Origin of the sequence: Streptomyces sp. NBC_00154 (assembly GCF_026342835.1) — a bacterium.
Classification (GTDB): Bacteria; Actinomycetota; Actinomycetes; order Streptomycetales; family Streptomycetaceae; genus Streptomyces.
Map to the genome: position 1 here is coordinate 12,580 of NZ_JAPEMI010000003.1, position 26,821 is coordinate 39,400.

At 68.2% G+C, this 26,821-nt stretch carries 23 protein-coding genes and 3 pseudogenes; 14 read left to right on the forward strand and 12 right to left on the reverse strand.

Features of this window, described 5'->3' with window-relative positions; all coding sequences use genetic code 11:
- Nucleotides 1–387 precede the first annotated feature (387 nt).
- From fabV to OHA03_RS44755, 3 genes are all read right to left on the reverse strand, one after another.
- A complete protein-coding gene (fabV, locus tag OHA03_RS44745) occupies nucleotides 388–1,596 on the reverse strand; it encodes an enoyl-[acyl-carrier-protein] reductase FabV (RefSeq protein ID WP_267009714.1) in 1,209 nt (402 codons plus the stop codon).
- A gap of 204 nt (nucleotides 1,597–1,800) precedes the next feature.
- A complete protein-coding gene (locus tag OHA03_RS44750; protein WP_267008256.1) occupies nucleotides 1,801–3,381 on the reverse strand; it encodes an IS1182 family transposase in 1,581 nt (526 codons plus the stop codon).
- A gap of 90 nt (nucleotides 3,382–3,471) precedes the next feature.
- Nucleotides 3,472–4,349, reverse strand: a protein-coding gene (locus tag OHA03_RS44755; protein ID WP_267009715.1) for an IS5 family transposase whose coding sequence is annotated in 2 segments (ribosomal slippage) — nucleotides 3,472–3,956 and nucleotides 3,956–4,349 — 879 coding nt in all. Because the reading frame shifts where the segments join, the coding sequence is not laid out codon by codon here.
- Nucleotides 4,350–4,530: 181 nt separating this feature from the next.
- Between OHA03_RS44755 and OHA03_RS44760 the strand changes: the two genes are divergently transcribed.
- Nucleotides 4,531–4,914, forward strand: a complete 384-nt coding sequence (locus OHA03_RS44760; protein WP_267009716.1) for a VOC family protein — start codon at nucleotides 4,531–4,533, stop codon at nucleotides 4,912–4,914.
- A gap of 40 nt (nucleotides 4,915–4,954) precedes the next feature.
- On the opposite strand, the pseudogene OHA03_RS44765 reads toward OHA03_RS44760, so the two are convergent.
- Both OHA03_RS44765 and OHA03_RS44770 read right to left on the reverse strand, forming a co-directional pair.
- A pseudogene (locus tag OHA03_RS44765) lies at nucleotides 4,955–5,098 on the reverse strand (IS5/IS1182 family transposase); the annotation flags it as partial.
- Between the two features lie 41 nt (nucleotides 5,099–5,139).
- A complete protein-coding gene (locus tag OHA03_RS44770; protein ID WP_267009717.1) occupies nucleotides 5,140–6,660 on the reverse strand; it encodes a hypothetical protein in 1,521 nt (506 codons plus the stop codon).
- Nucleotides 6,661–7,051: 391 nt separating this feature from the next.
- Between OHA03_RS44770 and OHA03_RS44775 the strand changes: the two genes are divergently transcribed.
- From OHA03_RS44775 to OHA03_RS44790, 4 genes are all read left to right on the forward strand, one after another.
- The gene (locus tag OHA03_RS44775; protein ID WP_267009718.1) at nucleotides 7,052–7,771 is read left to right on the forward strand and encodes a GntR family transcriptional regulator; all 720 of its coding nucleotides are present in this window, start codon (nucleotides 7,052–7,054) and stop codon (nucleotides 7,769–7,771) included.
- Nucleotides 7,768–8,760 carry an ADP-ribosylglycohydrolase family protein gene (locus OHA03_RS44780; protein WP_267009719.1) on the forward strand — a complete coding sequence of 331 codons (993 nt, stop codon included), beginning with the start codon at nucleotides 7,768–7,770 and terminating at the stop codon, nucleotides 8,758–8,760. The genes OHA03_RS44775 and OHA03_RS44780 overlap by 4 nt, the downstream gene beginning before the upstream one ends.
- A 104-nt stretch (nucleotides 8,761–8,864) precedes the next feature.
- Nucleotides 8,865–10,343, forward strand: a complete 1,479-nt coding sequence (locus OHA03_RS44785) for a cytosine permease (protein ID WP_267009720.1) — start codon at nucleotides 8,865–8,867, stop codon at nucleotides 10,341–10,343.
- Complete coding sequence (locus OHA03_RS44790) at nucleotides 10,340–11,305, forward strand: PfkB family carbohydrate kinase (protein WP_267009721.1); 966 nt, start codon at nucleotides 10,340–10,342, stop codon at nucleotides 11,303–11,305. The genes OHA03_RS44785 and OHA03_RS44790 overlap by 4 nt, the downstream gene beginning before the upstream one ends.
- A 261-nt stretch (nucleotides 11,306–11,566) precedes the next feature.
- Here OHA03_RS44790 and OHA03_RS44795 read toward each other — a convergent pair whose 3' ends face one another.
- Together OHA03_RS44795 and OHA03_RS44800 are read right to left on the reverse strand one after the other, a co-directional pair.
- A complete protein-coding gene (locus OHA03_RS44795; RefSeq protein WP_267009722.1) occupies nucleotides 11,567–12,175 on the reverse strand; it encodes an NUDIX domain-containing protein in 609 nt (202 codons plus the stop codon).
- Nucleotides 12,176–12,374: 199 nt separating this feature from the next.
- Nucleotides 12,375–12,953 carry a TetR/AcrR family transcriptional regulator gene (locus OHA03_RS44800; RefSeq protein ID WP_267009723.1) on the reverse strand — a complete coding sequence of 193 codons (579 nt, stop codon included), beginning with the start codon at nucleotides 12,951–12,953 and terminating at the stop codon, nucleotides 12,375–12,377.
- 51 nt (nucleotides 12,954–13,004) lie between these two features.
- Between OHA03_RS44800 and OHA03_RS44805 the strand changes: the two genes are divergently transcribed.
- Nucleotides 13,005–13,496 carry a GNAT family N-acetyltransferase gene (locus OHA03_RS44805; protein WP_267009724.1) on the forward strand — a complete coding sequence of 164 codons (492 nt, stop codon included), beginning with the start codon at nucleotides 13,005–13,007 and terminating at the stop codon, nucleotides 13,494–13,496.
- Between the two features lie 401 nt (nucleotides 13,497–13,897).
- Complete coding sequence (locus OHA03_RS44810) at nucleotides 13,898–14,317, forward strand: hypothetical protein (protein WP_267009725.1); 420 nt, start codon at nucleotides 13,898–13,900, stop codon at nucleotides 14,315–14,317.
- 163 nt (nucleotides 14,318–14,480) lie between these two features.
- Here OHA03_RS44810 and OHA03_RS44815 read toward each other — a convergent pair.
- A pseudogene (locus OHA03_RS44815) lies at nucleotides 14,481–15,333 on the reverse strand (IS5 family transposase).
- A 637-nt stretch (nucleotides 15,334–15,970) separates the two neighbouring features.
- On the opposite strand from OHA03_RS44815, the gene OHA03_RS44820 reads away from it, so the two are divergent.
- From OHA03_RS44820 to OHA03_RS44835, 4 genes are all read left to right on the forward strand, one after another.
- Nucleotides 15,971–16,144, forward strand: coding sequence for a hypothetical protein (locus tag OHA03_RS44820; protein WP_267009726.1), 174 nt, complete (start codon nucleotides 15,971–15,973; stop codon nucleotides 16,142–16,144).
- A gap of 725 nt (nucleotides 16,145–16,869) precedes the next feature.
- Entirely contained in the window at nucleotides 16,870–17,388 is a 519-nt protein-coding gene (locus tag OHA03_RS44825; RefSeq protein ID WP_267009727.1) for a GNAT family N-acetyltransferase, read from the forward strand.
- A 118-nt stretch (nucleotides 17,389–17,506) separates the two neighbouring features.
- Nucleotides 17,507–18,442 (forward strand): transposase, encoded by a 936-nt coding sequence (locus tag OHA03_RS44830; RefSeq protein ID WP_267009948.1) that lies wholly within the window; start codon nucleotides 17,507–17,509, stop codon nucleotides 18,440–18,442.
- Nucleotides 18,443–18,512: 70 nt separating this feature from the next.
- The gene (locus tag OHA03_RS44835) at nucleotides 18,513–18,929 is read left to right on the forward strand and encodes a hypothetical protein (RefSeq protein WP_267009728.1); all 417 of its coding nucleotides are present in this window, start codon (nucleotides 18,513–18,515) and stop codon (nucleotides 18,927–18,929) included.
- Between the two features lie 395 nt (nucleotides 18,930–19,324).
- Here OHA03_RS44835 and OHA03_RS44840 read toward each other — a convergent pair whose 3' ends face one another.
- Complete coding sequence (locus OHA03_RS44840; RefSeq protein ID WP_267009729.1) at nucleotides 19,325–20,716, reverse strand: sporulation protein; 1,392 nt, start codon at nucleotides 20,714–20,716, stop codon at nucleotides 19,325–19,327.
- A gap of 365 nt (nucleotides 20,717–21,081) precedes the next feature.
- Here OHA03_RS44840 and OHA03_RS44845 point away from each other — a divergent pair, with 365 nt between their 5' ends.
- Both OHA03_RS44845 and OHA03_RS44850 read left to right on the forward strand, forming a co-directional pair.
- The gene (locus tag OHA03_RS44845; protein ID WP_267009730.1) at nucleotides 21,082–22,401 is read left to right on the forward strand and encodes a UDP-glucose/GDP-mannose dehydrogenase family protein; all 1,320 of its coding nucleotides are present in this window, start codon (nucleotides 21,082–21,084) and stop codon (nucleotides 22,399–22,401) included.
- Between the two features lie 142 nt (nucleotides 22,402–22,543).
- Nucleotides 22,544–23,935, forward strand: coding sequence for an IS1380 family transposase (locus tag OHA03_RS44850; protein ID WP_266999817.1), 1,392 nt, complete (start codon nucleotides 22,544–22,546; stop codon nucleotides 23,933–23,935).
- Between the two features lie 262 nt (nucleotides 23,936–24,197).
- On the opposite strand, the pseudogene OHA03_RS44855 reads toward OHA03_RS44850, so the two are convergent.
- Nucleotides 24,198–24,712, reverse strand: a pseudogene (locus tag OHA03_RS44855) (IS701 family transposase); the annotation flags it as partial.
- 80 nt (nucleotides 24,713–24,792) lie between these two features.
- Between OHA03_RS44855 and OHA03_RS44860 the strand changes: the two are divergent.
- Nucleotides 24,793–25,137: a DUF2750 domain-containing protein gene (locus tag OHA03_RS44860; RefSeq protein WP_267009731.1), complete on the forward strand. Its 345-nt coding sequence runs from the start codon at nucleotides 24,793–24,795 to the stop codon at nucleotides 25,135–25,137.
- Here OHA03_RS44860 and OHA03_RS44865 read toward each other — a convergent pair.
- Nucleotides 25,134–25,981, reverse strand: a protein-coding gene (locus tag OHA03_RS44865) for an IS5 family transposase (protein ID WP_267009732.1) whose coding sequence is annotated in 2 segments (ribosomal slippage) — nucleotides 25,134–25,618 and nucleotides 25,618–25,981 — 849 coding nt in all. Because the reading frame shifts where the segments join, the coding sequence is not laid out codon by codon here. The two genes, OHA03_RS44860 and OHA03_RS44865, sit on opposite strands and share 4 nt — an antisense overlap.
- 184 nt (nucleotides 25,982–26,165) lie before the next feature.
- The gene (locus tag OHA03_RS44870) at nucleotides 26,166–26,690 is read right to left on the reverse strand and encodes a GNAT family N-acetyltransferase (RefSeq protein ID WP_267009733.1); all 525 of its coding nucleotides are present in this window, start codon (nucleotides 26,688–26,690) and stop codon (nucleotides 26,166–26,168) included.
- Nucleotides 26,691–26,821: the final 131 nt, after the last annotated feature.

Here is a 26,821-nt window from a genome sequence, read left to right on the forward strand (position 1 = left end):
TGTCGCATCCGCCCTCGCGGCGCCCGGACCATGTCAGTCGTCGTCAGTCGCGCCCCACAACCACACCACCGGCCGGCCATCCGCCGCCGTTCCCCAGTGCGGGTCTCCGCAAGGCATCGTGTTCCTTGTCCAGCGCAGCTTCCGCCGTACCAATCATTCATGCCCGGACAGACCGGCTGAGAACGTCGGGGTCGCCCTCCTGAAGGTCAGCGGATCAGCGGTCCGCGAGCAACCGTCAAAGGCCGCGCAGCAGGGCACCGAGGCACGGCCGCCGGCAACATCCTCAACAGCCTCGCCGGCTACCGCCGACGCATCAACGGCCCAGATCAGCAGGGCTGGCGCCCCGACCTCGTTCTACGACGAGATCGGGGGCGTCCGTGGCGCGGGTCAGATGGTGAGAGTGGGCCAGGGGACGTCGGTTTCGACGGCGGCGGTGTAATCGACGCCGGGGACAGAGAAGCCGTAGAGGCGGCGGACTTCGTCGCTGAACCAGTCGAGGTCGGCGAGTTCGGTGATGGTGTCGCTGGTGGCGGTGCTCCAGCGTTCGGCGACGGCGTTCTGTACGGCGGGGTCGAGTTCCCAGGTGTCGAGGCGGACCCGGCCCTCGTCGTCGAGGTCGAGGGAACGAGCGCCGGTCAGCTGGTCCCACAGCTCCACCAGTTGACCGATCGGGGCCACCATGGCATCGCCGAGGACGCCACGCAGCAGCCCGACGTACAGGGCGATACCGGGGATGGCGGTGGAGGACTGGGTGACGGCAGCGGCGTTGACCGAGGTCACGGCCCGGCCGCCCACGGTCTTGGCGAGGCGCTCGTCCAACGTGCGTGCGGTGGCTTCCAGATGGGATTTGGCGGCGCCGATGGTGCCCTGCCGGTAGATCGCCGCGGTGAGCGGCGAGCCGATGTAGGACAGGGCGGCGGTGGCGAAGCCGTCGGCGAGCAGGGACCGGTCGGCCAGGAACGTGATCCACCGTTCCCAGTCGGTGCCGCCCATAACTGCCATGGTCTGCTCGATGTCGTCGTCCTCGGCCGGCGCGGTGGTGACCTCCTTCACCTCCGGGGCACCGTGCTCGTCGAAGACGAGGGTCTTGGTGGTGTATGGCGAGCCGATCGGCTTGAGAACCGAGGCATACACGTTGCCGGTGTCCGGGTCGGTGCGACGAGGCGCGGCCACCGAGTAGATCAGGAAGTCGAGTCGTCCCCCGAACCGCTCGGCGAGGAGGTCGGCAACCTGCTCCTTCACCGTGTCGCTGAACGCATCGCCATTGAGGAAGACCATGTCCCGCCCGTGCTGTTGGGCGAGGCGGGCGGTGGCGGCGGTGCGATACCAGCCGGCCGTGCCGGTACGCCGGGCGGGCGCCTTCTCGAAGCACACGCCGATGCCACGGATACCGACACGGGCCAGGCCCGCGATCGTAGCGGCCAGGCCATACCCGGCGGACGAGCCGATAACCAGAGCCACCGGCCCTTCGCCCCCGGCCGTGACCGGGGCGGGGACGGCCTGCCACATCTCGTCCACTAGCTGTCGGCAGCCGCCAGGATGGGAGTCGAGGAACAGGAAGCCCCGGCTCTTGGGCGCAATGACGCGTTCGCTCACGGTGTGGTGTCCCAGGTGTCGTCACGGACAAGGACGCGGCGGCCGCCTCGGCCACCCCGTCCTGCAAGTCTGCGGCCGTGCGGATGAACACGGTGATCTTGACCGGCACAACGATGTCCAGCCGGGCTTGGAGGGTTCCCACTAGAAGACTCATGAAGATCTTGGTGAGGGGCTGTCCGGCCGCTAGGCCGGCGGCCCCTTTGGTCATGCGCTGGCCGGGGCGAGGTGCCAGGCTCCGCTGGTGTGGGTGAGTCCGAGGTTGATCAGTCGGCGGAGGTTGAGGGCGGCGGCTCGGGTGTGGAGCCAGGCGTCGTTCTTGAGGGTGCCGCGGTAGCGGAGTTTGCGGTTGCCGTGGTGGACGAGCCAAGCGACGGTGCGTTCGACCGGGGGTCTCCAGCGGCGGTAGTCGGCCTGCCAGGCGGGGTCGGTGGCAGCCTGGTGGCGGGCGGCTGCTTGGAGGTCGTGGTGCGGGCGGATGGTCAGGATGCGTCCGGCCTTGGCTTTGGTGCACCGCTGGCGCAAGGGGCATCCGGTGCACAGATCCTTGAAGGTGGCCTTGCGCTGGTGGTGTCGGCCACCGGGCTCGGACAGGCCGACGGTGTGTCCGGCGGGGCAGGTCACGGTGGCGGCGGTGGTGTCGATCGTGAAGTCGTCGAGGGTGAAGCCGCCAGGGACGGCCGGCCGCAGCGGGGCGGGTTTGAGGAAGAGTTGGTGCCCGGCCTTGTGGAGGGCCTGGCGGGCGTCGCCGGTGGAGTAGGCGGTGTCGCCGAAGGCGTCCACCGGGGTGTCCTCGTCGGCGAGCAGGTCCAGGCCGACGGCCGCCTCGTGGTGCTCGGGCCCGGCGCCGGGCCGCAGGGCGACGGCGGTGTATAAGCCGGTCTCGGGCTCGATGGCCAAGTGGGCCTTGAAGCCGTCCTGCTGGTGGCTGCGGGTCTTGTGGACGTGCCGGGCTTCCGGATCGACGGTGGAGACCATCCGGCCTGGGGCGGTGCCCCGCGTAATGCGCCAGCGGCCGTCGCGGCCGTCGGATTCATCGGCGGGCTCGACGTCCTGGCCGGCGATCAGGGCCAGGATGCCCACCGCGTTCGCGGCTTTCTCGCCGAGTTGTTGGTCGGGCAGGTGGCCCAGTAGCCGCAGCGCGTCCGTGACCAGCGCGTCGACCAGCTCGGCGCGGGCCTGTTCATCGTTCCAGGCAATCTTCGGTTTGCCCGGGTCGGTGTAGTCGTGGGCGGTGCACTGGGCGGCGGCGACCGTTTCGGCACCGGGAACCTCGCGGATCACTGCCCGGACGGCGGCGATGAGTTGGGTGACCGTGTCCTGAGTGGCGACCGCGTCGTCCAGCACGGTGGAGTCCAGCGCCCGGCGGTGCTTGCCCTTCAGGACCCCGGTTGCCTTCACCACCTCACGCACGGCCTCGAACACCCGGTTCGGCCGGGCGGAACGGGCCAGTCGGCGGCGGAAGTAGGCCAGCAGCGACGGATCGAACGCCATGTCGTGCAGGCCCAGTCCGCACGCGGCCTTCCACCGCAGGTCGCACCGCAGTTCTTGGACCGTCTCAAAGTCCGACAGCCCGTGCAGGGCCTGCAGCGTGATTACGGCGGCCAGGATCTGCGGCGGCATACTGGGCCGCCCGTTCGCCGACGGATACATGTCCGCGAACATTTCAGCCGGAAACAGCCGACCTCGATGCTCGGCCAAGAACGCGAACACACTCCCAGCCGGAATCAGATCCCGACACGTCTCCCACACGTCCGGCCCGACGCTCTCGCCGATCCACTCGCCCATCGCCACAAGACGAGTCTGGCCCTGCCGCTCACGCGGCAGGGCCAGAACCCAAGATCTTCATGAGTCTTCTAGGACGTGTTTGAGATGTGGTCACAGCGCCTGCCGTATGAGGGTGAGTTGGACGGTCGACTCGTAGCGGACGGCGAGCTTGTCGTACCTGGTCGCAACGCCTCTCGCCTGCTTCAGAAGGCCGATCCGGCACTCGACTTTGTGCCTGCGCTTGTACATTTCGCGGTCGAAGCCGGGCGGACGGCCTCCGGCGGAACCGCGGCGGAGTCGGTGTCCGGCCTGGTCTCGCTTCTCCGGGATGGTGTGCGCGATCCCGCGTTTGCGCAGGTAGGAGCGAATCTGACGGGAGGAGTACGCCCGGTCGGCAAGCACATGTCCGGGCCGGGTGCGGGGGCGTCCACCGCTGATCCGGGGGACACGAATTCGGTCCATCACCTGCTCGAAGGCGGGCGCGTCGCCTCGTTGGCCGGCGGTGATGACGGCAGCGAGGACGTGGAAGGAGGCGTCGACGGCGAGGTGAATCTTGGTGGTCAGTCCGCCGCGCGAGCGTCCCAGACCGTGGTCGTCCGGCTCGGCCGCGAGGCCGTTCGGACGCGTCCGGCCCGGATCGTCAGCCCCCTTTTGCGGGCCCCGGCGGCGTGCTGGTGAGCCCGGCAGACGGTGGAGTCGACCGAGACCTCCCACTCGATGATCCCATCCGCATCCGCCTTGACCTGCAACTTCTTCAGGACGCGGGCCCATGTTTCGTCGATCTGCCACCGTCGGAACACCGCATACGCGGTCTCCCAGGGGCCGTATCGCTCGGGCAGATCCCTCCAAGGCGAGCCGGTCCGGGCCCGCCACCAGATCCCGTCGAACACCTGTCGCCGATCCCTCGGAGGTCGACCCATCTTCGGTATCGGCGGCAACACCGCTTCCAGCCGCTCCCACTGTGCATCCGTCAGATCGCCACGAGACATCTCAAGATCGTTTCACAACCTTGATCAACATCTCAAACACGTCCTAGCTCTGGAGGGGGCAGGTGGCGGACCCAAGTCCCATCCCTCAGGCTGAAAGTGCTGCCATGCGCCTGAGCTGTGTGCGCGAAGGCTGAGCGCAACTCGGTGGCGTCTGGAGTGGAAGTGAGGAAGGCTCGCGCGCATGGTTTCGGTATTGCAGAACGTGGCGATTGACTGTGCGGATGCCTACGAGCTGGCCCGGTTCTGGAGCAGAGTGACTGACCGTCCACTACACCCGGAGGACAAACCGGGTGACCGTGAGACTCAGGTGCTGCTGGCGGAGGGCCCAGTGCTGTACTTCAACCAGGTGCCCGAGTCTAAGAAGATCAAGAACCGGATCCATCTGCGTTTGCGCCCTGAGACATCGCGTGAGCAGGAAGTAAAACGGCTGCTCGGCCTCGGTGCCACCTTTGTCACCGATCATCGGAACCCCGATGGCTCTGGCTGGGCAGTCCTTGCTGACCCCGAAGGCAACGAATTCTGCGTTCTTCGCAGCGAGTCCGACCGAGCCGCGATGGGTTCCTGACGCCCACGCGCCATCCTGGTCAGTTTCGTATGACCGCTGGTCACAGCCACTCGTTCATGGCCGCTACGGGGACGGTCGCCTCGTAGCGGACCGCGCGCTTGTCATATCGCGTGGCGACGGCGCGGTGTCTCTTGAGGCGGTTGATCCCGCACTCGACCGCATGGCGCTCGCGGTAGAGCGACCTCTGAGCGCCGGAAAGCATTGACAGCCCGGATCAGCGGGCGGTCACACGGCGACGCCGGCGTCCTCGTGCGGTCCCGACGGGGCGGTTTCGGGGGCCCGGCCGGCCGGCGGCACGGTGGGGCGGGCGTCCGGCTCACCGGCGGGCACATCGGCCGCCGCGCGGCGACGCGCCGCGAAGGCGATCGCGATGAGGGCGAGTGCGACGGTCCCGGAGAGCGCGGGCCAGTACACGTAACGGTAGTTGGACTCGGGCGCCGTGGGCAGGTAGGCGAGGATGTACAGGAGGGAACTGGCCCCGAGGAGCCGGAGTTCCCGGGTGTAGGGACCGGTCCACCGGCGACGCAGCACAAGCACCAGCGAGACGGCCAGCCAGAACCAGCCCTGGAAAAGCATCGGCAGGTCGCGGGCGAAACCGGTCACATAGTTCTGCAGAGCGGACCTCAGTGTGTCGTTCAGCGGCTTCTTCTGCACCTCGGGGTGGAGTCGGGCGCCGGCATTGACATAGGTGCCGTTCCAGAAGACCTGGTTGCTCTGGAAGAGCAGCTTGGTGAAGACCCGGACCCGGTACTCGGCATAGCCCTTCCAGTGCTGCGGCATCTGCTGCGTCCACATCCGGACGACAACGTCGGCGCGCTGATTCAGATACGTCACGTCGAATGGCCGACGGTGCGGATAGCACTGCAGGTACGCATCGGAGGTGATGTGCTGCTTCTGGCAGTTGATGGCGGTGGTGACCAGGCGGTCACGCAAGTCCGCGCTCGCGCCGGCCTGTTCGGCGGCGGTGCGCACCTGGGCCGGGGTGAGCACGTGGACGAGATCGTCCACCGGGATCACCGCGTACACGCTGGTGGTCAACGGGGCAGTAGCCGCGGACACACCGGCGCTGCCGGCGATCACGACCGCGACGAAGACACCGGTGGCGGCCAGCCAGCGGCGTCGGCCCGGGGCGGGCCACGCCGCGAGGACCAGCAGGGCAAAGACCGGGATCACGGCGGGGACACCGTTCTTCCGTACGAGAGCGGCGTACGCGAGGAGCAGCACACCCAGCGCCAGCAGGGCCCAGCGGGTCTTGGCCCTGTCCTGTGGCAGCTCACGCACGGTGAGCGCGATCGCGAAGACTGCGAGGAGCGCGTAGGCCAGGTGCACGTCCTTCCACACCACTCCCGTGAAGTTCATGATGTGCGGCGCGAAGCCGACGGCCAGCACCGCAAGGGAGAGCCCGCGGCTGCCGGTCTTCTTCCACACCAGTTGGGCGAGGACCCACAGCGTCCCCCACAGCACGGCGGCCTGCAGGGCGGCCATGGCCGAGAAGTCCCCCGTGATCTGGATGATGATCCGCCACACAAGCGCCATAACCGGCGGATGCCAGTCGTTCACCGGCTCATCCCCCAGCGCCTGCCACAGCTGGGTGTTGCTGTCCGCGCTGAGGTATCCGGGGTGAAAGACGGTGGCCACGGCGTAGCCGCAGGCCGCCGCGATGGCCGCCAGGCACCACGGCCACAGCGTGCCGGCCCTCCAGGCTTTGCGCAGTGTGGTGGTCCACCGGTCTACGGTTCCGGACATGTGGGCGGGGTCCTCCCAGCCGATGATGACGGGTCGCGTTGTCGCTCAACTGCGAGCTGAGAGGAAACAGTTCGCGCACAGCATGGCGGGAATCTACGTGTATTGGACTCTAAAGGACAAACCGGCACGACTATTCACCTGCACGGCGAGCTCGCCGGCCGGCATCACAAGATCGCCGACAGAGGTGGGAATCGTGATGGCTCGCACTCGGCTCGAGCAACCCCCACCTGTTCGTCACCCGGCTCACCCGAACCCACCGGCGCCGCTCATGTCCGCGACGGCCTCGCCGCCGTCGAAATCCTGCGCTCCACCCGGAGCCGGCCCGTGTCAGCAAAAAGAAGTTCTCCGTGGACTATGGACCGAAAGGAGCCCGTCCGCTTATCTTCTAGACATGCCTGGACAGGTACACAAGCATCATCGCATCGCCCGCGTGCTCGCCGACGAGATCCGCGCCGGGGTCCATACAGACGGCAGCAGGCTGCCCGGGGAGCACGCCCTCACCCAGCGGTTCGGCGTCAGCCGCACCACCCTGCGGCAGGCGCTCCAGGTCCTCGGTGAAGAGGGGCTGATTTCCACCCATGCGGGGATCGGCTCCTTCGTCACCTTCGACGGGACACCGCTGGACAACCGCCTCGGCTGGACCCGGGCGCTGGCCGAGCAGGGCACCGAGCTGACGACCGAGACCCTCCGCTTCGAGGAGGTGACCGACCAGGAGCTGGCTGCCGAGCTGGGGCTCGCATCGAGCAGGTTCATCGCCCTGGACCGGGTCAGACGGCTCGCCAACGGGCAGGGCGTATCGCTCGAACACAGCAGGATCCCCGCCACCGGGGACCTCTCCGGGCTACCGGAGCGCGGACTTGACGGCGGCTCGCTCAGCCGGGCTCTGATCGCCGCGGGCCGTATCACCGACTCCGGCGAGGGCCTGGTGTCGGTCCGCGGGCTCGACGCGGCGGAAGCCGCAGTACTGCACCGCTCCCCGGGCGAGTCCTTTCTACGACTCACCCAGGTCTACCGGGCCGCCGACCGCTCGGTCACCGAGCAGGTCACCAGCCTGCTCGACCCCGCCAGATTCGAACTGCACGTGCGCTCGGGCCGAGGAGGCCGACTGTGACCGACCGACTCGACCGCGCCCTCGGCGCGTACTACGGACTCGCCCTCGGCGACGCTCTCGGCATGCCTACGCAGGTGATGTCCCGTCAGGACGTCGTACGGGTCTACGGCACCCTCACCGGCTTCGAGCCTGCCCTTCCCGACAACCCGGTCAGTGCGGGCATGCCCGCCGGATCGGTCACCGACGACACCGATCAGGCCGTGATCGTCGGCCGGCTGATCGACGAGGGCCGCGGCCGGATCGACCCGCTGCGCCTCGCACATGATCTGCTCGACTGGGAGAAGGAGATGAGGGCCAAGGGTTCCTTCGATCTCCTCGGCCCGTCTACCAAGGCCGCTCTGGACGCAGTGGCCCGTGGCGTACCGACGGAGGAGGCGGGGAGGTACGGCACGACCAACGGCGCCGCGATGCGCGTCACCCCGGTCGGGATCGCCTTCGCCGTTGAGCCGCTGGAGTCCTTCCTCGATCATGTCGTGGAGTCCTGCCAGGTCACTCATGACACAACCATCGGGATCGCGGGCGCTGCGGCCGTCGCCGCCGCCGTCAGTACAGGTGTCGGTGGAGGCACACTTGGGGAGGCCGTCGCCGCCGCGGTGGTCGCTGCCCGGGCGGGCGCGCGGCGCGGGCACTGGATCGCGGGGGCCGATATCGCGTCCCGGATCGAGTGGGCGTGGGAGCTGGTACGGGGTCTCCCGGAGGCCGAGGCTCTGGACCGGATCTGCGCGCTCATCGGCACCAGCGTGGCCAGCCAGGAGTCGGTACCCGCCGCCTTCGCGGTACTCGCCGTGGCAGACGGCGATCCTTGGCGAGCCGCACTGCTCGCCGCCAATCTCGGTGGCGACAGCGACACCATCGGCGCCATCGCGGGCGCGATCGCCGGGTCGGTCGCCGGGCTCTCCGCGCTGCCGACCGAGGCTGTCCGGACGCTCCGTACCGTCAACTCCCTCGTCCTGGAACCCCTGACCGCCCGGCTGCTCGCACTCCGTTGAGCGCCCCAAGGCCCCTGCGCGCCGCGAAACCCCCCAGGCCTCCGGCGCTCCCGCTTTACCGCTTTCGCCACCCGCCCCTTCGCACCTTGCTAGGAGGTTCCGTCATGGCCGCTTCGAAGACGAACGATCGCGTCGGCGCCATTGAGACCCGAGGGATCGAACCGGTCCCCGACAACGAGCGGCACGGCCAGGCCGGCCAGATGTTCTGGACCTGGTTCGCCGCAAATATCAGCATCCTAGGGCTCCCGCTCGGCGCGACCCTCGTCGCCTTCCGCGGCCTGAACATCTGGCAGGCGATTCTCGTCGCCGTCGTAGGCGCCTTCGGCTCCTTCGCGCTGGTGGGGGCCCTGAGCCTGGCGGGCAAGAAGGGCGGCGCCCCGGCGCTCACCCTCTCCCGCGCGGTCTTCGGGCAGCGGGGCAACGCGGGTCCGACCTTGATCACCTGGCTGAGCCGGGTCGGCTGGGAGACGATCACCACCACCACCGCGGCGTACGCGCTGCTCGCGCTGCTCGGCACCGCGTTCGGTGTCGTCCAGAACACCGTGCTCACGCTCGTCTGTCTGTTGGTCTTCATCGTCTGCACGCTGCTGATCAGCGGTCTCGGCCACGCCACCATCATGTGGATCAACAAGTGGGCCACGGTCGTCTTCGGCGTCCTCAATCTGATCGTGATGGGCTTCCTGGCCGCGACCGTCGACTGGGCCAAGGTGCTCGACGCCCCGACGGGTCCGACCAGCGGCGTGGTCGCCGGCATCGGCTTCATCGCCGCCGGTACCGGTATCGGCTGGGCCAACGCGGGCGCGGACTACGCCCGTTATCTGCCCCGCGAGATTCCTGGCAGGCGGCTGATTGTGGCCTCGGCGTTCGGCGCGGGCATCCCGCTCGTGCTGCTGATCTCGCTCGGCTCGCTGCTCTCCGCGGGCGATCCGACGCTCGCCACCTCCGCCGACCCGGTCGCCGCCATCAACGCGATGCTGCCCTCCTGGATGGCGATCCCCTATCTGATCGCGGCCTTCGGCGGGCTGCTGATGTCGAACCATCTCTCCACCTACTCCGCCGGGCTGACGATGATCACGTTGGGACTGCGGGTGCCGCGCCCCATGGCCGTCGCCCTCGATGTGGTGCTGATGTTCGCCGGCGGTATCTACTTCATGCTGATCGCCGACGACTTCTACGGCCCCTTCTCCACCTTCCTGACCCTGCTCGCCGTACCGATCTCGGCCTGGATCGGCGTGATCGCGGTGGACTCGCTGCGCGGGCGTACGTACGACTCCGATGCGCTGATGGACACCACCCGCACCAGCCGGTACTGGTACACGGGCGGCTTCCATCTTCCGGCCGTCCTCGGCTGGGCCGCCGCCATCGTGGCCGGTCTGCTCTTCACCAAGGCGTCGACGAGCGACACCGACGTCTGGTTCGCGGGTTCGCTCTCCGACACCTGGTTCGGCGTGAACGGATTGGGCTGGGCGATCTCGATGGCCGTCGGAGCGGTTGTGTACGCGCTGTTCGGCCGACGTACCAGCACCGCGGCAGGTACCGGGAACGAACCCGCCTTCCCCGCTCTTCAGGAGGCCGGACAATGAACGGCCGTCTCGTCCTCGCAGGCAATGTCATCGCCGATCTGGTGATCGAGGTTCCCGCACTGCCCGAACGCGGCGGCGACGTCATCGGCACGCGTACGGAACTGACTACGGGCGGCGGTTTCAACACCCTGGTCGCGGCCCGCCGCCTCGGTGCGGAAGCGGTCTTCGCAGGGCTGCACGGCACGGGGCCGTACGGCGACCTCGTACGCAAGGCACTCGCCGCCGAACAGATCGGAACACTGCTGCCCGCCCGTACGGACGGCGACACCGGCTTCACTGTGGCCCTGGTCGACGGCGGCGGCGAACGTACCTTCGTCACCAGCTTCGGGGTCGATGCGGAGCTGACGCAGTCGGATGTCGACGTGGTCGCCGCGCGGCTGCGGCCCGGCGATCTGGTGCAGCTCTCCGGCTACGGGATGGTGATGCCGGTCAACGGCCCGCTGCTGTCGCGCTTCACGGCGGGGCTGCCGGCCGACATCACGGTCTGTTTCGACCCGGCGCCGCTGGTGGCCGACATCCCCGAGGCGGTGCTTTCTCCGGTCCTGGCCCGTACGGACTGGCTCAGCGCCAATGCCCGCGAGGCCCGCCTGCTGTCCGGCCACGACAATCCGCGCGCGGCGGCAGCGGCCCTGCAGGAACGCCTGGCTCCGGGCGCGGGTGTGCTCGTACGGGCGGACAAGGACGGCTGCTGGCTGGCGGCGCCCGGCGAGGCCCCGCGCCATGTGCCGGGTTTCCCGGTCGACGCGGTCGACAGCAACGGGGCGGGGGACGCGCATGTCGGCTCGTTCCTGGCCCTGCTCAGCCAGGGTCACGACCCGCTGACGGCCACGCGCGGAGCCAACGCGGCGGCAGCATACGCGGTGGGGCGCCGCGGCCCCGCCACCGCGCCGGACCGCACGGAGCTGGCGGCATTCCTGAAGGGGGATCCCCTGGTGGAGCTGCTATTCGGCGCGAGTCGCTGACGGCCTGTTGATGAGCGAGTGGTCGGGCGAACTGGCGCGGCCGGCGGCGAACTGCTGGGCATGAAGCAGTGGTTGGTCGGCAGCGCCGATGCGGCAGAGCCCGGCGCGCTGCTGAATTCGAACAGCGCCGCGCCGGGGCCCCGGAGGCGGGACGGTTGCCGGAATCCCGCCTCGCCCAGATCTAACGTCGCAAAGCCGAGGTCGCCAAGGTGCGAGCGCGGCTCGGCCGGATGACGCCAAGGCCATGCAGGCGTTCCGAGGTCACTGCGCGCGGGCAAGGGCAGCCATGAGTTTGCTGGTGAAGCGATGCATGTGAGGGTCAAGTGTGTCCCCGGGCTCGGCAAGGACCTGCTGCAGTGGCAGCCACTTGATCGCTTCGAATTCATCCTCGTCGAAGGAGGCGATGTCACCTGCCTCTGAGGCCAGGACGTACCACAACGACACATCAGTGTGCTGTCCCTGCCCGCGCGTTCGCGTGACGGTCAAGAAGAACGGATTCTTGCCGGACACCCGAGACGGAACGGCCTCGGTGCGCAGTTCCTCACAGCACTCGCGCAGAACCGTCTCCCACGGGTCCTCCATCGGCTCGACGTGGCCGCCACTGGGAAGCCACAGGCCGGCCTTGCGGTGAGCGACGAGCAAAAGCTTCCCGCGGGCCTCGTCGAGGGCCACGAAGTAGCTGACCAGGTGCATCGCCGGAACATCGGGCTTCTGCGTCCGATACAGCGGAGCTCCGCTTGCGATCCACTCCGCTGCCGTGGCGAGGTGCGCGCGCTCCTGCTCATCCCAGGGATCGATCCCCTCTAGCAACTCGGTCAGCCGAGCACGAAGAGGCAGGTCAGGAACGTCTGAGGCACCAATGGCAATCACGGCCCCCATGATGCCAAGGAGCTATGACATCCTCCCCGCTTCAAGTCGACTGCCTACCGTCCACGCAAGAGGGTGAGCCACCGGGATCAAGACCGTTGTGGATGCGGCGAGAGGCAGAGGCGACGCCCCGGAGTGAGAACACGTAAGGCAAGCGATGGCAGACGGAGCGGGCCGTAGGTCTGCTGAGTGCCGGTCCACGTCACCCCGACTGAGCCAACTGAAGGTGCACCGCCGCGGTGGTGCGCGCGGTATCGCCAGTGGCGAGCAGGTCCAGCAGCGCTCCCCGTAGGGCTGCGAGGACGAGGGTGCGCTGCGCGAGCCCGGCCTCGGTATCGCGGAATTCGGCGGGTTGCCCGGAGGCGAGCAGCGTCAGCCAGTCGCCGACCGTATCGCTGGCGAAACCGGCCCACGGCCCGTCCGGGTCGGTGAGGGAGCGGGCGTAGCTTTCGACCCACAGTGTCAGCAGGCCGCGGTGGGCGGCGTCGGACAGCCACCGCCACAGTTCGCGGGCGACCGATTGCAGCCCCTCGGGCCCGTCCTGCGAGCCGGCGATCTCCCTGATGACGGCCAGCTCGTCGGCTCTGGCCCGCGCGAGCAGGGCGCGGATCAGGCCGTCCTTGCTGCCGAACAGGTAGAGCAGCACGCGCGGGCTGGACTGGATCTCCTCGGCGAGCGGGCGCAGGGACAGTTCGGTGAGGCCGCTGCGCAGAGCGTAGGCGTATGCGGCTTCCAGCAGCTCCTGCCGCCGCGGGGAGGGGTTTGTTTCGGATCGGGTCATCGGGCTAGTCTACTGAAACAGTCGTTTCAGTGATGCGGGAGTGAGGACATCATGGAGGAGCGTCAGGTGGTCATCCGGCCGCTGGATCGGCCCGGGGACCTGGGCTGGGTGGTGATGGCGCACGGCGCGCTCTACGACCACGAGTTCGGCTGGGACACCAGCTTCGAGGCGCTCGTCGTACGGATCGTCGCCGACTACGCCGAGCAGAAGGACCCCGGACCGCAGGCGGCATGGATCGCCGACGTCGACGGAGAGCGGGCCGGCTGCGTCTTCTGCGTACGCGGGGACGACCGGACCGCGAAGCTGCGACTGCTGCTGGTCGATCCCGCGGCACGCGGGCTGGGCCTGGGTGCCCGCCTGGTCGACGAGTGCCTGCGGTTCGCGCGGGAGGCCGGGTACGAGTCGATCACCCTGTGGACCAACGACGTCCTCGGCTCGGCCCGGCGCATCTACCAGAAGCAGGGCTTCGAGCTCATCACCGAAGAGCCCCATCACAACTTCGGGCACGACCTCGTCGGCCAGACCTGGCAGCGTCGTCTCTAGCGGAACCCCCCGGGGCAGCACCGCAGCCGCCCCAGCGGCTCTGGGTCGACAGCCTTCCGCAGCTGCTGACGCTGGTCGACAGCTCACGGTCGTCCGTGAGCCAGGACCCCGGGGCTGCTTGCAGGAGGTCAAAGCGGCCGCGAACAGCATGCGAATGACCCTCCTGGCCCGCTCGGCTGGCAGCCGTAGGCAATGGACAGCGCGCCCCCGGTCCGCCATGCTGCCCTGGCGATCATGTGCCGACGGTGGCTGCGTTGTGTGAGGGGCGGGTTTTGGTGGAGCAATTGCAGGTCGAGGTTGTGCCGCCGGAGCACATCCGTTACCGGTGTACGCGTCTCCAACGCGTACTGCCTGTTCTACCCCTCCTCCTCATCGTGTGGGGCACGAAGGTCTGGGATTGGATGACCTGGACGCCCGCCGGGTCTGAGATAGCCGAGTCGTTGGGCATGTGGGTCGCCGCGCTGTTCGTGCTGCACGTCCTCGGGCAGTACCTCGGCGTCACTCTCACGGAGTCGACGGCCATCGTGCACAGCCTCCGCCGCCGGACCATCCAGTGGTCGAACGTCCAGGCCATCCGCGTCGAACGCGTCCAGGGGACCCAGACCGTTGTGATCTACGAAGCGGGTGGCCGTCGTACTCGCCTGCGGGCACCGATCACCGGGTTCCTCAACTGGGATCGCGGGTTCGAGGAGAAGTTCCGCACGATCGGTAGGTGGTGGCTGGATCACCGCGGCCCGGATTGGGCTCCTGTCCTGCTTCCGGGCGCGCAGTGGAGCAGCCCAGTGGCGCCCGACGGGAACCCTTTCGCCTCTCCCACGTAGTCGGCGGCTGGTCCGCACACCTCAGGCGGTGGAGCGCGGGCCGAAGTCATAGCATCGGGCCCCCGGGGAGCCGCCCGTCCTGGCGACCCCGGCGCCTTCGCATGCCGGGCCGTGTGATCACGGACCGTGCGCCCTGGCGGACTTAGACCCACCGGCAAATGGATCACTTGAGGCGTCGGGTGGTGGGGCGGCCGTCCCAGCGGTAGCGGCTCGTCGAGCGTCGAATGAGCATGCGGAGCGTGACGAGTGCGGCGGCGAGGTAGAGGTAGAAGTCCACGACATCGCCGCTCCTCTCGGTGCAGCGCCGCAGCTTGCCGTAGTCGTTCATCCACGAGTGCGTGCGCTCCACCACCCAGCGCTTGCCGGCCTGGATCGGGGCGGGCACGCCCTTGCGGGCGATCTCGGCCGAGAATCCCAACTCGCCGATCAACACACGTGACTTGGTGCTGTCGTACCCGCGGTCGAGGTTAACGTTGACGGCCTCCGGCATCGCACCGGCCTGCTCTTTGGCCGCTGCCAGGGTGGGGCCGAGCAGCGGCGAGTCGTGCCGGTTCGCCCCGGCGGACACGATCCCGAGTGGAACCCCGCACGCGTCGGAGGCGACCGAGCGCTTCAGTCCCTGCTTGCCCCGGTCGACGGGCGAGCGCCCCGCTTTCTCTCCGCCGCACGGCGCCTTGGTGATGCAGCCGTCGACCGAGATTTCATCGAGGTCGAGGCCGATCATGCGGTCGTACGCCTCCAGGGCGATCCGGTGCAGCGCTTGCGAGATCCCCATCTGAGCCCACAGCTTGACGCGGCGTCGGATCGTGCGGTCGGAGCATCCGGGCGAGGAGATGCGCTCGTATCCGGAGCCGTGGATCAGCGCTTGGACGACGTGGTCGAAGACGACGCGGTCCGGTATACGCCGTCGATGGCAGCCGAGCGGATGGTCGGGGTCAAACTCGGCCCGATCGGGCAGCAGGGCCCCTGAACTGGTCCCAGGCGGGTTCAAGCAGGCATGATGGCAGCGCGGGCACAGTCGTCCTTCGCGGTCACAGAGCGTAGAGAACTCCATGATCACGCGGGCCTGTGCCCGTTCTGCTGCCACCCCTCATCGCAACCGTGCTCCGCCACCTACTGCCGGTCGGTCTTACTGGCCGTGGAACGGCTGGACGATCCGCGCCGCTGCCCCAACCAGCATCCCGAGGCCGCCCGCACCACCATGTGAGCACGCGGACGCCGGCCCCCGGTCGGCGGTTTCCACCGTCATCATCACCGTCGCCCCCAGGGCCTGGCCTGCCTCCCAGGCCCCAGGCGAACTCATCCACCTGGCAAACGGGGGAGGTGACCTCCCAGATCTCCCCGAGAAGAACGAACACATCGGCCGGGCTGCGAAGTACGGATCAACGGGCGCCCCTGGCCGGATGTCAAGCCGCGAGAGCGGTGGGCGGCACAGGCTCGCAGCACCGTCCGTCGCAGAGGAAGCTCCCGAGGACGTTGACGCGGCGGCGAGCGAGGCGTCATCCATTCGGCCCGTAGTGATTGCCGTAGGGCGGAGTTGGGGGTGGGCTGTGAGTGCGCCTGGCGATAGTCGCGGGCGCCAAGAGGGCGGGGCGCCCCTGCCGAACGAACGGGACCAGCCCCCGCCGACCCATACGAGACTTGGAGATCCCCATGCCTTACCGCAAGGGACAGCACGTGGAGTACCGGGACCAGCAGGACGAGCTCCAGCGGGGCGAGATCCGCAGCGCCGAGGGCAGCGGGGCGCAGACGCGCTACGCCGTCCAGAACGAGGCGACCATGCGCGAGGACAAGGTCAGCGAGAACCAGATCGAGCGGGAGCTGTAGTAACCCCCTGCCGACACAGCCCGCCGTTGCACCGAACCAAAGTGCAACGGCGGGCTGCTGGATGTCCTGCGACAGCAAACAGCGAACGTTGAGCAGTGCCACTGTGTCCGTGCTCAGGCCTTCAGGCAGGGTCGCGTCCGCCATCAGTCGTTCGTCCACCAGCCGGGCGGCGGGCCATAAAGCGGAAGGACCCCACATCGTCACCGACGGCCGGCCTGTTTCCGTGAGCTATCCCGCCTGCCAGGACCAGCGCCCCCGTGAACTCACCACCCCTGCTTCCGCGCCTGGCCAAGTGCACTCCCCCGGCCTGGCGACGCGTCTGGGCCTCACGCGCACTACGGTGCTCACCACCATCGCGGAGCACCAAGGCTGCGCCACCAAGGAATTGGTTGCTCGTGCAGGTATCGCGCCTGCGAGCGCAAGCGAACACGCAATGCCGCCGGACTTCGGCAAGATACCCGAGTATTTCGAGACCGCGGAAACGAGGTGCTGAACTCCGTGCCATCCCTAATCGTTGTCACCGGACCCTACGGATCCGGCAAGACCACCCTTGCCCACCGACTCGCCCGGCGCATCGGGTGCCCGGCGATCTGCCGCGACGAGATTAACGAGTAGCCGCACGATAATGACGCGATCTTGATCGTGTAGGAGCCCCGCGACTTGAGTGCTGGTATTTGGCGATGCTGGCCTGACAGGATCGGCTCGTGATCAAAACCTCGGTGACTATGCGCGAGCTCGTTGTCGGTGACTGCCACGCTGTACATGCCTTCGCCAGCCTGCCGGAGGCTTGCCGCTACCAGGCGTGGGGGCCGAACACCGAGGAACAGACGCGGGACTTCGTCCAAGGCGCGGTGGATGCCCGGTTGCAGTCCCCGCAGACGAGATTCGTGTATGCAGCCTGCCTCGACGGTGAACTCGTCGGTATCGGCGAGCTGAAGGTCCGTAGCCTGGCCCACCGCCAGGGCGAGATCTCCTATCTCGTCCATCCTCGGGTGTGGGGTCGAGGCGTGGGCACAGCCATCGGCGGGGAACTTCTCGGCAGAGGGTTTGGGCTGATAGGACTGCACCGGATCTACGCGACCTGCGATCCTCGCAACGTCGCATCGGCCCGGGTGCTGGGCAAGCTCGGCATGACCCACGAGGGCCGACACCGGCACACCGCGCGGATCCGGGACGGCTGGCGTGACTCCGAAGTCTTCAGCATCCTCGACCAGGAATGGGCGCACCGGCCCGGGCCCGAGTGATCGGGGTATCGGCGGTCAGGCTCCGGCAGCCGCCCTGGTGCCGGAAGGCGAAGAGCCGCGCGGGATCATCTGGAGTGTGAAGTCAAGTTGGGCCCGCGCGGCCTGCTCTGATTCTGCCCTGTGCGGGATCTCGAAGGAACACCTGGGTGGACTGATCACCGAGTTGGCCGGGCCGTGGACCGCAGCCCGAGACTCTGAGCTGGCCAAACGGCGTGGCCATGGCCGATTGCGGGCGGCTGGGGCTGGGCCGGATCACCAGTTGGTCTTCGTGGACCGGGTGCTAGTGACCTTGGTGGTGTTGCGCTGGGCGCTGTCACACAGGGTGCTCGCGGCGCTGTTCGGAGTTTCGCCCTCCACGATCGACCGGGCGGTCGGCGAGGTGCGCCCGCTGCTGGCCGCTCGCGGCTTCGCGGTGCCGGATCGGCCCGGGATCAGGCTCAGGACCCTCGCGGACGTGTTCGCCTATGCCCAGGCCGAGGGGATCATGCTGCGGATCGACGGTACCGAGGTGCAGGTACGTCGCCCGAAGGCGGGGCGGCCGGGCCGTAAGGCGTTCGTGTCGGGCAAGAAGAAGCAGAACACCGAGAAGGCCACGATGATCAGCGACGAGCAGGGCCGGGAGCTGTGGCTCGGGGCGATCCGCCCGGGCCGGATGCACGATGCCACCGCAGTACGCACCGAGGGCATCGAGGAGCAGCTGCGGCTGCACCCGAACGTGAAAGCCGAAGTCGATTCCGGCTATGCCGGCCTGGCCCGCGACTTCCCCGGCCAGGTCAGCGCCCCGCCGAAGAAACCAGCGGCGGACGCCGGGCCGTCCGAGCGCAACTTCTACGACCACGCGCGCCGCTGCCAATCCCAACGGCGGATCATGGTCGAGCACGCCAACGCAGAGGTCAAGCAGTGGCGGTCGCTGCAACGCTGGACCGGCGAGCGCGACGACCTGCCCGAGGCCATCGCCGCAATCGGCGCCCTGGTCTCCGACCGCAGCGCAAAGCGCCCAACCCGCAGCAGGCCGAGCACGGAACTCGACCTCGTCCGCGCGACGGCCTACTGATCCACTCCCAAGCCGAACCGCCAGGCCAGCACGTCCCAAGCCCTATCGTGCGGCTACTCGTAAGGAGGGCATGGCCTTCTCCCTGCCCGGCTACCGGCCCGCCCCGGGCGACACGCTCAACCAGCAGACCTTCACGGTCTTCCGCGATGTCTTGCGCGTGTTGCTGGATGCCGGCGCGACCACGGTCGCCGAAGCGGCGTTCCAGGGACCTGCCTGGCACCGCCTGCTCGAGGAGATTGGGTCGGCGCCCAACGCGCGGATCATCGAGTGCCATGTCGACCCCGAGACCGCCCACGCCCGCAGGAGCGAACGGGACGCGAGCAACGAGGTGCGACAGGCCTCCCACTCCGCCCCTAACCCCGTTTTCACGGTGGCTGACTGGCGAGGCATCACCCTCGACCTGCCCACGCTTCGCGTCGACACCACGGACGGGTACGAGCCCGGCCTGGACGAGATCATCGATTTCTGCAAAGCGGAACAGGCCTGAGAGCGCCGCGATTCCGCCTCATCGAGACCAACATCGAGCGGAACGGTCGCGGAGTACAAGGCCCGCCAGGCCTGGAACGACTCGGAGACCCCATGGCGGTACCACCACCGCGGTAGCGTTTCCGGAACGCCGATTCACGCCCGAAGGAGCCGGTCAGCAGCAACGTGTTCGCCCCATCGATCCAGCAGTCGGTGGCCGGACCGAAGGGCAGTCTGGCGGATTCGCCCGCGGGCAGACAGACGTCGCTGGCCCAGCTGGCTCGTTTGAATGGCTTGCCCGTTCGTTCTCGACAGACTTGAAGAAGCTCACGAGGTCATGGGCGCCCGTTCCGGCCGCCCACTACTTGAGCCTGCAGGGCCACAGACGGGTTCTGACGTTGTCGAGAAGATGGCGGGTCAGGCGGCAACTCCGAGTTCCTTGCGGCTCCGGTGGATGAACTCGCGGACGGTCGGCTCGCGCCGCCAAGGAGCGAGGGCCGCGTTGAACTCGCTGACGTAGTCCTTGGCCCGGGAGGACTTGACCCGGGCGAGGATGTCCACGCTGCGGTTGCCCAGCTCCAGGCCGCGATCCAGATCCTTGGCCTGGAGCTGGGCGGTTCCGACGATGGCGAGCCGCATGCCGACAGAGCGGGTGAACACTCCGGGCAGCATTGCGGCGGCCTGGTGGTTCCAGGTCAGGGCCATCTTGGGGTTCTTCAGGTCTCGGAAGATCTCGGCAGCGTCCGCCGAGAGGCGGGCGTGGTGATAGAAGTCGATCCACGCGGGTTCGTCGCCGCTGTCGTCCTTCGCCCGGCCGAGGAGGTCTTCGGAGGCTTTCAGGGCCCGGGAGGCAGCCCGGGGGTCGCTTTCGCGGGCGTGAGCGCGGGCCTCGATGAGCTTGGTGAACGCCAGTACGCGGGGCACGGCCTGGCCCTTGGCCCGCTCGAAGGCGCCCTGGGCCATGTCCACGGCCTCCGAGGCGAAGCCTCGCATGAGGGACTGCATGGCCATGGTGGTGAGCACATAGCAGCCGAGCTGCATGTCGCCGCCGGCACGGGCAAGGCGGAGGGCCTGGATGAAGTGCCGTTGAGCCAGTTCGTGCTCGCCGACGTCGAACGCCGTCCATCCCGCAAGCCGGGATAGCTCGGCGGTCACCGAGAAGAGTTCACGGCCGATCTCGTCGGAGAAGCTGCCTTGCAGCAGGGGACCGGCCCGGTGGTCGAGGCAGTCGGTGACGGAGTTGGCCTTCCAGTTCCCGCCGCCGTATTTGGAGTCCCAGCGGCGGGCGTCGTCGGCGGCTTCACGCAGTTCGTCGAGGTCGGCCCGTCCGACCTGCTGGCCGCCGGCGTGGTCGGCGGTCTCGTCGGCGGGGGTGACGAGCCATCTGGTGACGGGGGTGGTGAAGGCAGAGGCGGCGAAGCCGGATCCGGCCAGGAAGTCGCGGTGGTTCACGGTGCTCCAGAACGAAGTGGCGACGCGGACGGCATCGGCGGGGTCTCGCGGGAAATCCAACCCCACAGAGGCGTCTGTTGTCTCCGCCTCACCCATCCCGATCTCGCTCAGGTTGACCGGCCGGCCGAGCCTTTCGCTGATGGCCTGCGCCAACAGCTTAGGGACCGGCCATTTCGGTGTCATCCCGCGGCGGCACCAGTTCGCCACGGATGTGTGTGAGTAGTCGGTCCCTATCCCGGCGAGGTGGGCAAGCTGGTTGACGCGCACGGCCAGCGCTTTGTGGCTCGCGCCGCTGGCTTCGATGAGCTGGGCCAGGTCTGTGTTGGGCGGACGGGTCCGGCGCTTGGTCGATGCCACGGCCTTCTCCCTTTACCGGTGACCGGGCCACACACGACTCGAACGAGTGGCTGAGCACGAATGTCTGTACTTGGTGGCGAACGAGATTCGTACTCGGCTGGGGACGAAGAGTCGTGCATGTCCCGTGGATCACTGACGATATTCCTCCTGGCCCGGCCGTGAACCGTGTTTGCGAGTTGTGAGCCCCCCTGCGAGCCCTCCCCCCGGTCTTCGCGGGCGGCTGTGATGAGAGCCCGCACGATCCCGGCATTCATCAGGGACGGGATCAACCGCTACCCGTTCACCCGGCCTGCCTGAGCACCCCGCGCTTCCGGGCGGGGCAGAGGTGAGACGTCGGCAGCCCCATCTCGCAAAGGAACCCCGTCATGAAGCTCACCGTCGTCGGCTGCGGCTACCTCGGCGCCACCCATGCGGCCTCCATGGCCGAACTCGGCCACGAGGTCCTCGGCATGGACTCCGACATGGACAAGGTCGCCGCCCTCAACTCCGGCAAAGCCCCCTTCCACGAGCGTGACCTCGACGAGATGCTCGCCCGCCACACCGCCTCGGGGCGCCTGAAGTTCACCGCCTCCTACACCGAGGCCGCCGCCTTCGCCGACCTGCACTTCATCGCAGTGGGCACCCCGCAGCTGCCCGGCGAGCACGCCTACGACCTCAGTCACCTGTTCTCCGCTGTCCGCCAGCTGGTACCCCACCTGAAAGGCCCGGCCGTGGTCGCGGTCAAGTCGACCGTCCCGGTCGGCACCGCACCCCGCGTCCGCGACCTGCTGAACGAGTTCGCACCCGCCGGGGACGCCATCGAGGTCGCCTGGAACCCGGAGTTCCTGCGCGAGTCGTCCGCCATCGAGGACACCCTCCGCCCCGACCGGCTCGTCCTCGGCTTCGAGACCGAGTTCTCCTGGGCCGAGACCATCTTGCGGCAGTGCTTCGAGAAAATCATCGAAGCGGGGACGCCTACGATCGTCACCGACTGGGCCACCGCCGAACTCGCCAAGGCATCCGCGAACGCCTTCCTCGCCACGAAGATCTCCTTCATCAACGCCATCGCCGAGGTCTGCGAGGCCTCCGGCGCCGACGTCACCCGGCTCGCCGACATCCTCGGCCACGACGTCCGCATCGGACGGCGCGGCATGCAACCCGGCCTCGGCTTCGGCGGCGGCTGCCTCCCGAAAGACATCCGCGGTTTCATGGCCCGCGCCGACGAGCTAGGCGTCGACCAGGCCCTGACAATCCTCCGAGAGGTCGACGCGATCAACAACCGGCGCCGCGAGCGCATGATCGACCTCGCCCGCGAACAACTGGACGACAACCTCACCGGCAAGCGGATCACCATCTGGGGCGCCGCCTTCAAGCCGAACACCGACGACATCCGTGACTCGCCCGCCCTCGCCGTCGCACAAAAGCTCCACGAACTCGGCGCCACGGTCACCGTCACCGACCCCCAGGCCATCGACAACGCGCGCAAAACCCACCCCGAACTCGACTACATCGACGACCCCAGCGCCGCAGTCCAGAATGCCGACCTGCTGCTGCATCTGACCGAGTGGCCGCAGTTCTCCCACATCGACCCGCACCCGCTTGCCGCCCGCGCCGGAACCCCCAGGGTCATCGACGGCCGCGGCACCCTCAACGCCGAGACCTGGCGCCAGGCGGGCTGGACCGTCCGCGCCCTCGGACGCCCCTGAGGCCCTCACCGCCTGCTAAGCCTTGATCCACCGATCTGATGGCTGTGGATGACTCTTCGGGAAACAAGGAAGTGCCTTGTGACCTGCGATGATGGGAGTTCTTGAGGCTTCCAGCACGCACGATCGGCAAGGCACTTCCGAGATGCAAGTTTCCCATACTCCAGCGGCGGTCTCCGCTGCGTTCGATGACCCGAATCTGGTCGCGCTTGCCGGGCTGGTTCCGGTGATGCGGCTGGCCGAACGGTGTGGGCTGTCGGGCCTGGTGACGCAGAAGGTGGAGCTGAGCGGGACGACGAACGGCGCGGGTGCGTCGGCGGGCGCCAAGGTCAGCAGCATCGTGGCCGGCATGGCGGCGGGCGCGGACAGCATCGACGACCTCCACGTGCTGCGGCACGGCGCGATGCCCGCCCTGTTCCGAGGGGTTCGTGCGCCGTCCACGCTGGGCACGTTCCTTCGCGCGTTCACCCACGGTCACGCACTCCAACTCCACGCTGTCCACCGCAGGTTCCTCGGTCAACTGGCCGCGCACACCCCGCTGCTTCCCGGCGCCGATCAGATGGTGTTCATTGATGTCGACTCCACCCACAAGCGGGTCTACGGCCGGGCCAAGCAGGGCGCCGAGTACGGCCGGTTCAAGGGCATCCGCACCCTGCACCCCCTGCTTGCCACGATCTGCACCCCCACCTCCCGGCCGGTGATCGCAACAGTACGGATGCGCCGCGGCAAGGCAGCCGATTCCCGTGGGGCCCCGAAATTCGTCAGTGAGGCGCTGGCCACCGCCGTCGAGGCGGGCTGCACCGGCACCCGGATCCTGCGAGCGGACTCGCAGTTCTACAACGCCGGGGTGATCGCCGCCTGCCGCCGGGCCGGAGCCCACTTCTCGATCACCTGCGGGATGAACCCCTCCATCAAACGGGCCATCCACACCCTCCCCGACCAGGCCTGGCAGCAGATCACGTACCCGACCGCGGTGCCCGATCCCGCAACCGGTGAACTCATCTCGGACGCCGAAGTCGCCGAGATCCCCGCCTACACCGCGTTCGCCAGCCGCACAAAAGCAGAGCGGGTCACCGCGCGGCTGATCGTGCGCCGGGTCCGCGACCTGGCCAAACCCGCCGTTGTGGGTGAGCAGGGCGAGTTGTTTCCCGTCTGGCGCTACCACCCGTTCTTCACCGACCAGCCCGCACAGACCCTCCAGGCCGAACGCGAACACCGTCACCACGCGGTCATCGAGCAGGTCATCGCCGACAGCAAAGCCTCTGCCCTGGCCCACCTGCCCTCCGCACACTTCCACGCCAACGCCGCATGGCTCACCCTGTGGGCGATGACCTACAACCTGCTGCGGGCCACCGGCGCACAGGCCTCCGCCTTCCACGCCAGGGCCACCACCGCCACGATCCGCACCCACCTGGTCCACGTTCCGGCCCGGATCGCCCGCTCCGGCCGCCGCATCACCCTGCACCTACCGCACAACTGGCCCTGGCAGCACGCCTGGACACACCTGTTCTCCACCGCCCACGGACCGGCCGGCTGATACGAACAGCCCCTGCCCGCCCCGCCCGCAAGGGCCCGACCGGAACCGAACCGTGGAAATGCTGGGCAGACCAGCGGACACAAGCTGCCCTCACCCGGCCACCCGACCCGAAGCCGATCAAAAGACCACTCTCAAACCACCTCGGTGGATCAAGGCTAAGACGGTGTCCTATGTGGGCTTCGCTCGTTGTGCTGGTCATGGGACGGGGTATGTGGAGTCGGACTGTTCCGGACGGGCTGTGGGAGATCGCGAGGCCGTTGATCGCTGCCCGGCACCGCTCACGGTCGGAGGTCCAGGCTCTCGGCAGGTAGAGCTCCCGGTCCACCAGGGCCCGGCCCAAGCTGGTGGCGTAGGCGGCGAACACGCCGATCTGGCAGTTGTCGATCTTCCCCGAGGTGCCGGTGTACTGCCGGCCCACCCCGGCCGAGGTGGTGCCCTTCTTGACGAACCCGGTGTCATCGATGATCAGTACCCCGCCCGGACCGAGCCGCTCGGCGGCGTAGTCCCGCACGTCGTCGCGAACGGCATCGGCGTCCCAGCGGGCACCGTTCAGCAGGTGCTGCTGGCCCGCCGGATCACGGTGGCCGGCCCATGCGGCCAGCTGCCAGCCGTTCTTCCGCCCGACCGGCGCCAGTAGCCCCCGCACGTAGTCACGCATCCGCCACCGCAGATCCGCCCGCCCGAACCGGCCCGCCACTCGATCGAAAACTGACTCCAACTCGGCCTTCCAGCAATCGACTTCAGGTACCACGTCCATACCCGAACAACGACAACCAGCAGCTCAGGACACGAATTCTGACTGGAGTACTGAGAACTTCTAACGAAATGAGTGTTGGGGCACGGTAGGCTCGGCGGCCATGAGTCAGAGCGGTTCGCAAGCGGCGGCATTCTTCGGAGACGTACGCCAAAGCAGAGTGGTCTGGCTTGTCCGGGATGACGACGGAAGCCCCACTCACCTCTCTGCAGACGGCACGCGAAGTCTTCCCTTCTGGTCGACCTCGACCCGCGCCCAGAGGGCAGCGAAGATCTGGGGGCGTGGGCTCCGCGTTGAGTCCATGCCCTTGGACACCTGGTGCGATCGCGTACTCCCCGATGCCGCCCAGGATGGACTCGTGATCGGTATCAACTGGAGCGGGCCACGCCTGGTCGGCTGGAGCTTCACCCCCAAGGAAGTTCTAAACCGGCTAGCGGCGGCTAACTAGCCCACGCCATCGGTCACCAGAGCGCGCAGTCGCCGCCAGCAGATGAGCGCGCATCCGAGGGTGAGGAAGGCTTCGTGGATGTCGTCGCGGATCTCCCAGCGGATCCGCAGTCGGCGGAACCAGTGCAGGTGGGCGAACGCGCGCTCTACAACCCAGCGTTGCTTGCCCAGGCCGGAGCCGTGCTCGGTGCCGCGGCGGGCGATCAGCGGCTTCACGCCGAGGTCCCAGACGAGACGGCGGTACTTGTCATGGTCGTAGCCGCGATCACCCAGCACCACATCGGGGCGGTAACGGGGCCGGCCCCGCTTGCCCCGCACCGGTGGCACGGCCTGCAGGAGTGGGATGAGTTGGGTGACGTCGTTGCGGTTGCCGCCGGTCAAGGTGGCGGCGAGCGGGATGCCGGTGGCATCGGTGATCAGATGATGCTTGCTGCCCGCTCTGCCCCGGTCAACGGGACTTCGTCCCGTCTTGGGGCCCCTTTTAACGCCCGGATGTGGGAGCCGTCGACCGCCGCGCGGGAGAAGTCCAGGGCGTTCGCGCTGCGGAGCCTCACGAGGAGGGCCTCGTGCAGCCGGGACCACACACCAACCTCGGCCCACTCGGCCAGCCGCCGCCAGCAGGTCATGCCCGAGCCGAAGCCGAGTTCCTGCGGCAGATGTTCCCAGGCGATCCCGGTGTGCAGCACAAACAGGATGCCTTGGAACACAAGCCGGTCCGGATGCCGCTTGCGCCCCGGGTGCCGGACCCGACGCTCGATCTTGGGCAACAGCGGTTCGATCACTGCCCACAACTCATCGTCGACCTCCCACGGCTTCGGCAGAGCCACCCCACACCCCCGGATCATCAGTCTCGGAATGATCCAACCACCTCGAAGATCATTTCGTTAGGAGTTCTGAGAGCGACTTCCCCAGCACAGCGAAGCCCACCTGGACTGGACATTCATCACTCTCATGACGAGGCGGCTCACCCGCCAGGGCCCCCAGAGCAACTGGTCCAAGAAGGCCGCGGACAACGACTGAAGGCGGGTCCTACTCCCCGCCATCCCATACGAGCTTTTCGAGGAGCGTGAACGACTTGGGCGTGCCGCCCGGCTGCGGCTTGCCCTCCTTGCTCCCGACAACCTGGTAGCCGGCGCTGAGGTAGTACGCATTCAAGCGTGCGTTGCCAGCCAGGCAGTCCAGCCGCACCAACTCTCGGCCCGCCTCGGCCACGCGGCGCTCCGCGACTCGCAGAAGCTGCCGCCCTGTCCCGGACGGGACACTGCTGTGGTCCACCATCAGTCGGTGCACATAGCCGGCCGTCGGCGGCTGCGGCCCCCAGGCGTCCTCGTCCTCCCACCACAGCTCCCAGGCCCCGACCACACGCTCGGCAGCCTCCGCGAGCCATACCTCGCCACTGTCCATGATCTTGCGGAAGTGGTCCCCGCCCAGCTCACCAGGCTGCCACTGACCAGTGACGCCCTGGGCAAGCATCCAGCGGGCAGCGTCGTCGCGCAGACGCACGACAGCATCAAGGTCGGTGTCGGCGGCGAGACGGAAGCGTAGATCGTTCACGCCGCGATCCTCGCACAGGCGTCCGCCCTGCATCGGCCGGCCGCAAGGGGCCTCCCGGGGAGGAAATTCAGGCACCGAGGGCCACAGTGGCCAGTTGCTGCTGCGGTCGCCGGTGGGTGGTGCGGGCGTGG

Bases quoted from the DNA above. Each gene is read 5' to 3' on its own strand.
- OHA03_RS44750 (WP_267008256.1), bottom strand. From the start codon at position 3,381: ATGGGCGAGTGGATCGGCGAGAGCGTCGGGCCGGACGTGTGGGAGACG.
- OHA03_RS44760 (WP_267009716.1), top strand. From the start codon at position 4,531: ATGGTTTCGGTATTGCAGAACGTGGCGATTGACTGTGCGGATGCCTAC.
- OHA03_RS44770 (WP_267009717.1), bottom strand. From the start codon at position 6,660: ATGTCCGGAACCGTAGACCGGTGGACCACCACACTGCGCAAAGCCTGG.
- OHA03_RS44775 (WP_267009718.1), top strand. From the start codon at position 7,052: ATGCCTGGACAGGTACACAAGCATCATCGCATCGCCCGCGTGCTCGCC.
- OHA03_RS44785 (WP_267009720.1), top strand. From the start codon at position 8,865: ATGGCCGCTTCGAAGACGAACGATCGCGTCGGCGCCATTGAGACCCGA.
- OHA03_RS44790 (WP_267009721.1), top strand. From the start codon at position 10,340: ATGAACGGCCGTCTCGTCCTCGCAGGCAATGTCATCGCCGATCTGGTG.
- OHA03_RS44800 (WP_267009723.1), bottom strand. From the start codon at position 12,953: ATGACCCGATCCGAAACAAACCCCTCCCCGCGGCGGCAGGAGCTGCTG.
- OHA03_RS44805 (WP_267009724.1), top strand. From the start codon at position 13,005: ATGGAGGAGCGTCAGGTGGTCATCCGGCCGCTGGATCGGCCCGGGGAC.
- OHA03_RS44810 (WP_267009725.1), top strand. From the start codon at position 13,898: ATGACCTGGACGCCCGCCGGGTCTGAGATAGCCGAGTCGTTGGGCATG.
- OHA03_RS44820 (WP_267009726.1), top strand. From the start codon at position 15,971: ATGCCTTACCGCAAGGGACAGCACGTGGAGTACCGGGACCAGCAGGAC.
- OHA03_RS44825 (WP_267009727.1), top strand. From the start codon at position 16,870: ATGCGCGAGCTCGTTGTCGGTGACTGCCACGCTGTACATGCCTTCGCC.
- OHA03_RS44835 (WP_267009728.1), top strand. From the start codon at position 18,513: ATGGCCTTCTCCCTGCCCGGCTACCGGCCCGCCCCGGGCGACACGCTC.
- OHA03_RS44845 (WP_267009730.1), top strand. From the start codon at position 21,082: ATGAAGCTCACCGTCGTCGGCTGCGGCTACCTCGGCGCCACCCATGCG.
- OHA03_RS44850 (WP_266999817.1), top strand. From the start codon at position 22,544: ATGCAAGTTTCCCATACTCCAGCGGCGGTCTCCGCTGCGTTCGATGAC.
- OHA03_RS44860 (WP_267009731.1), top strand. From the start codon at position 24,793: ATGAGTCAGAGCGGTTCGCAAGCGGCGGCATTCTTCGGAGACGTACGC.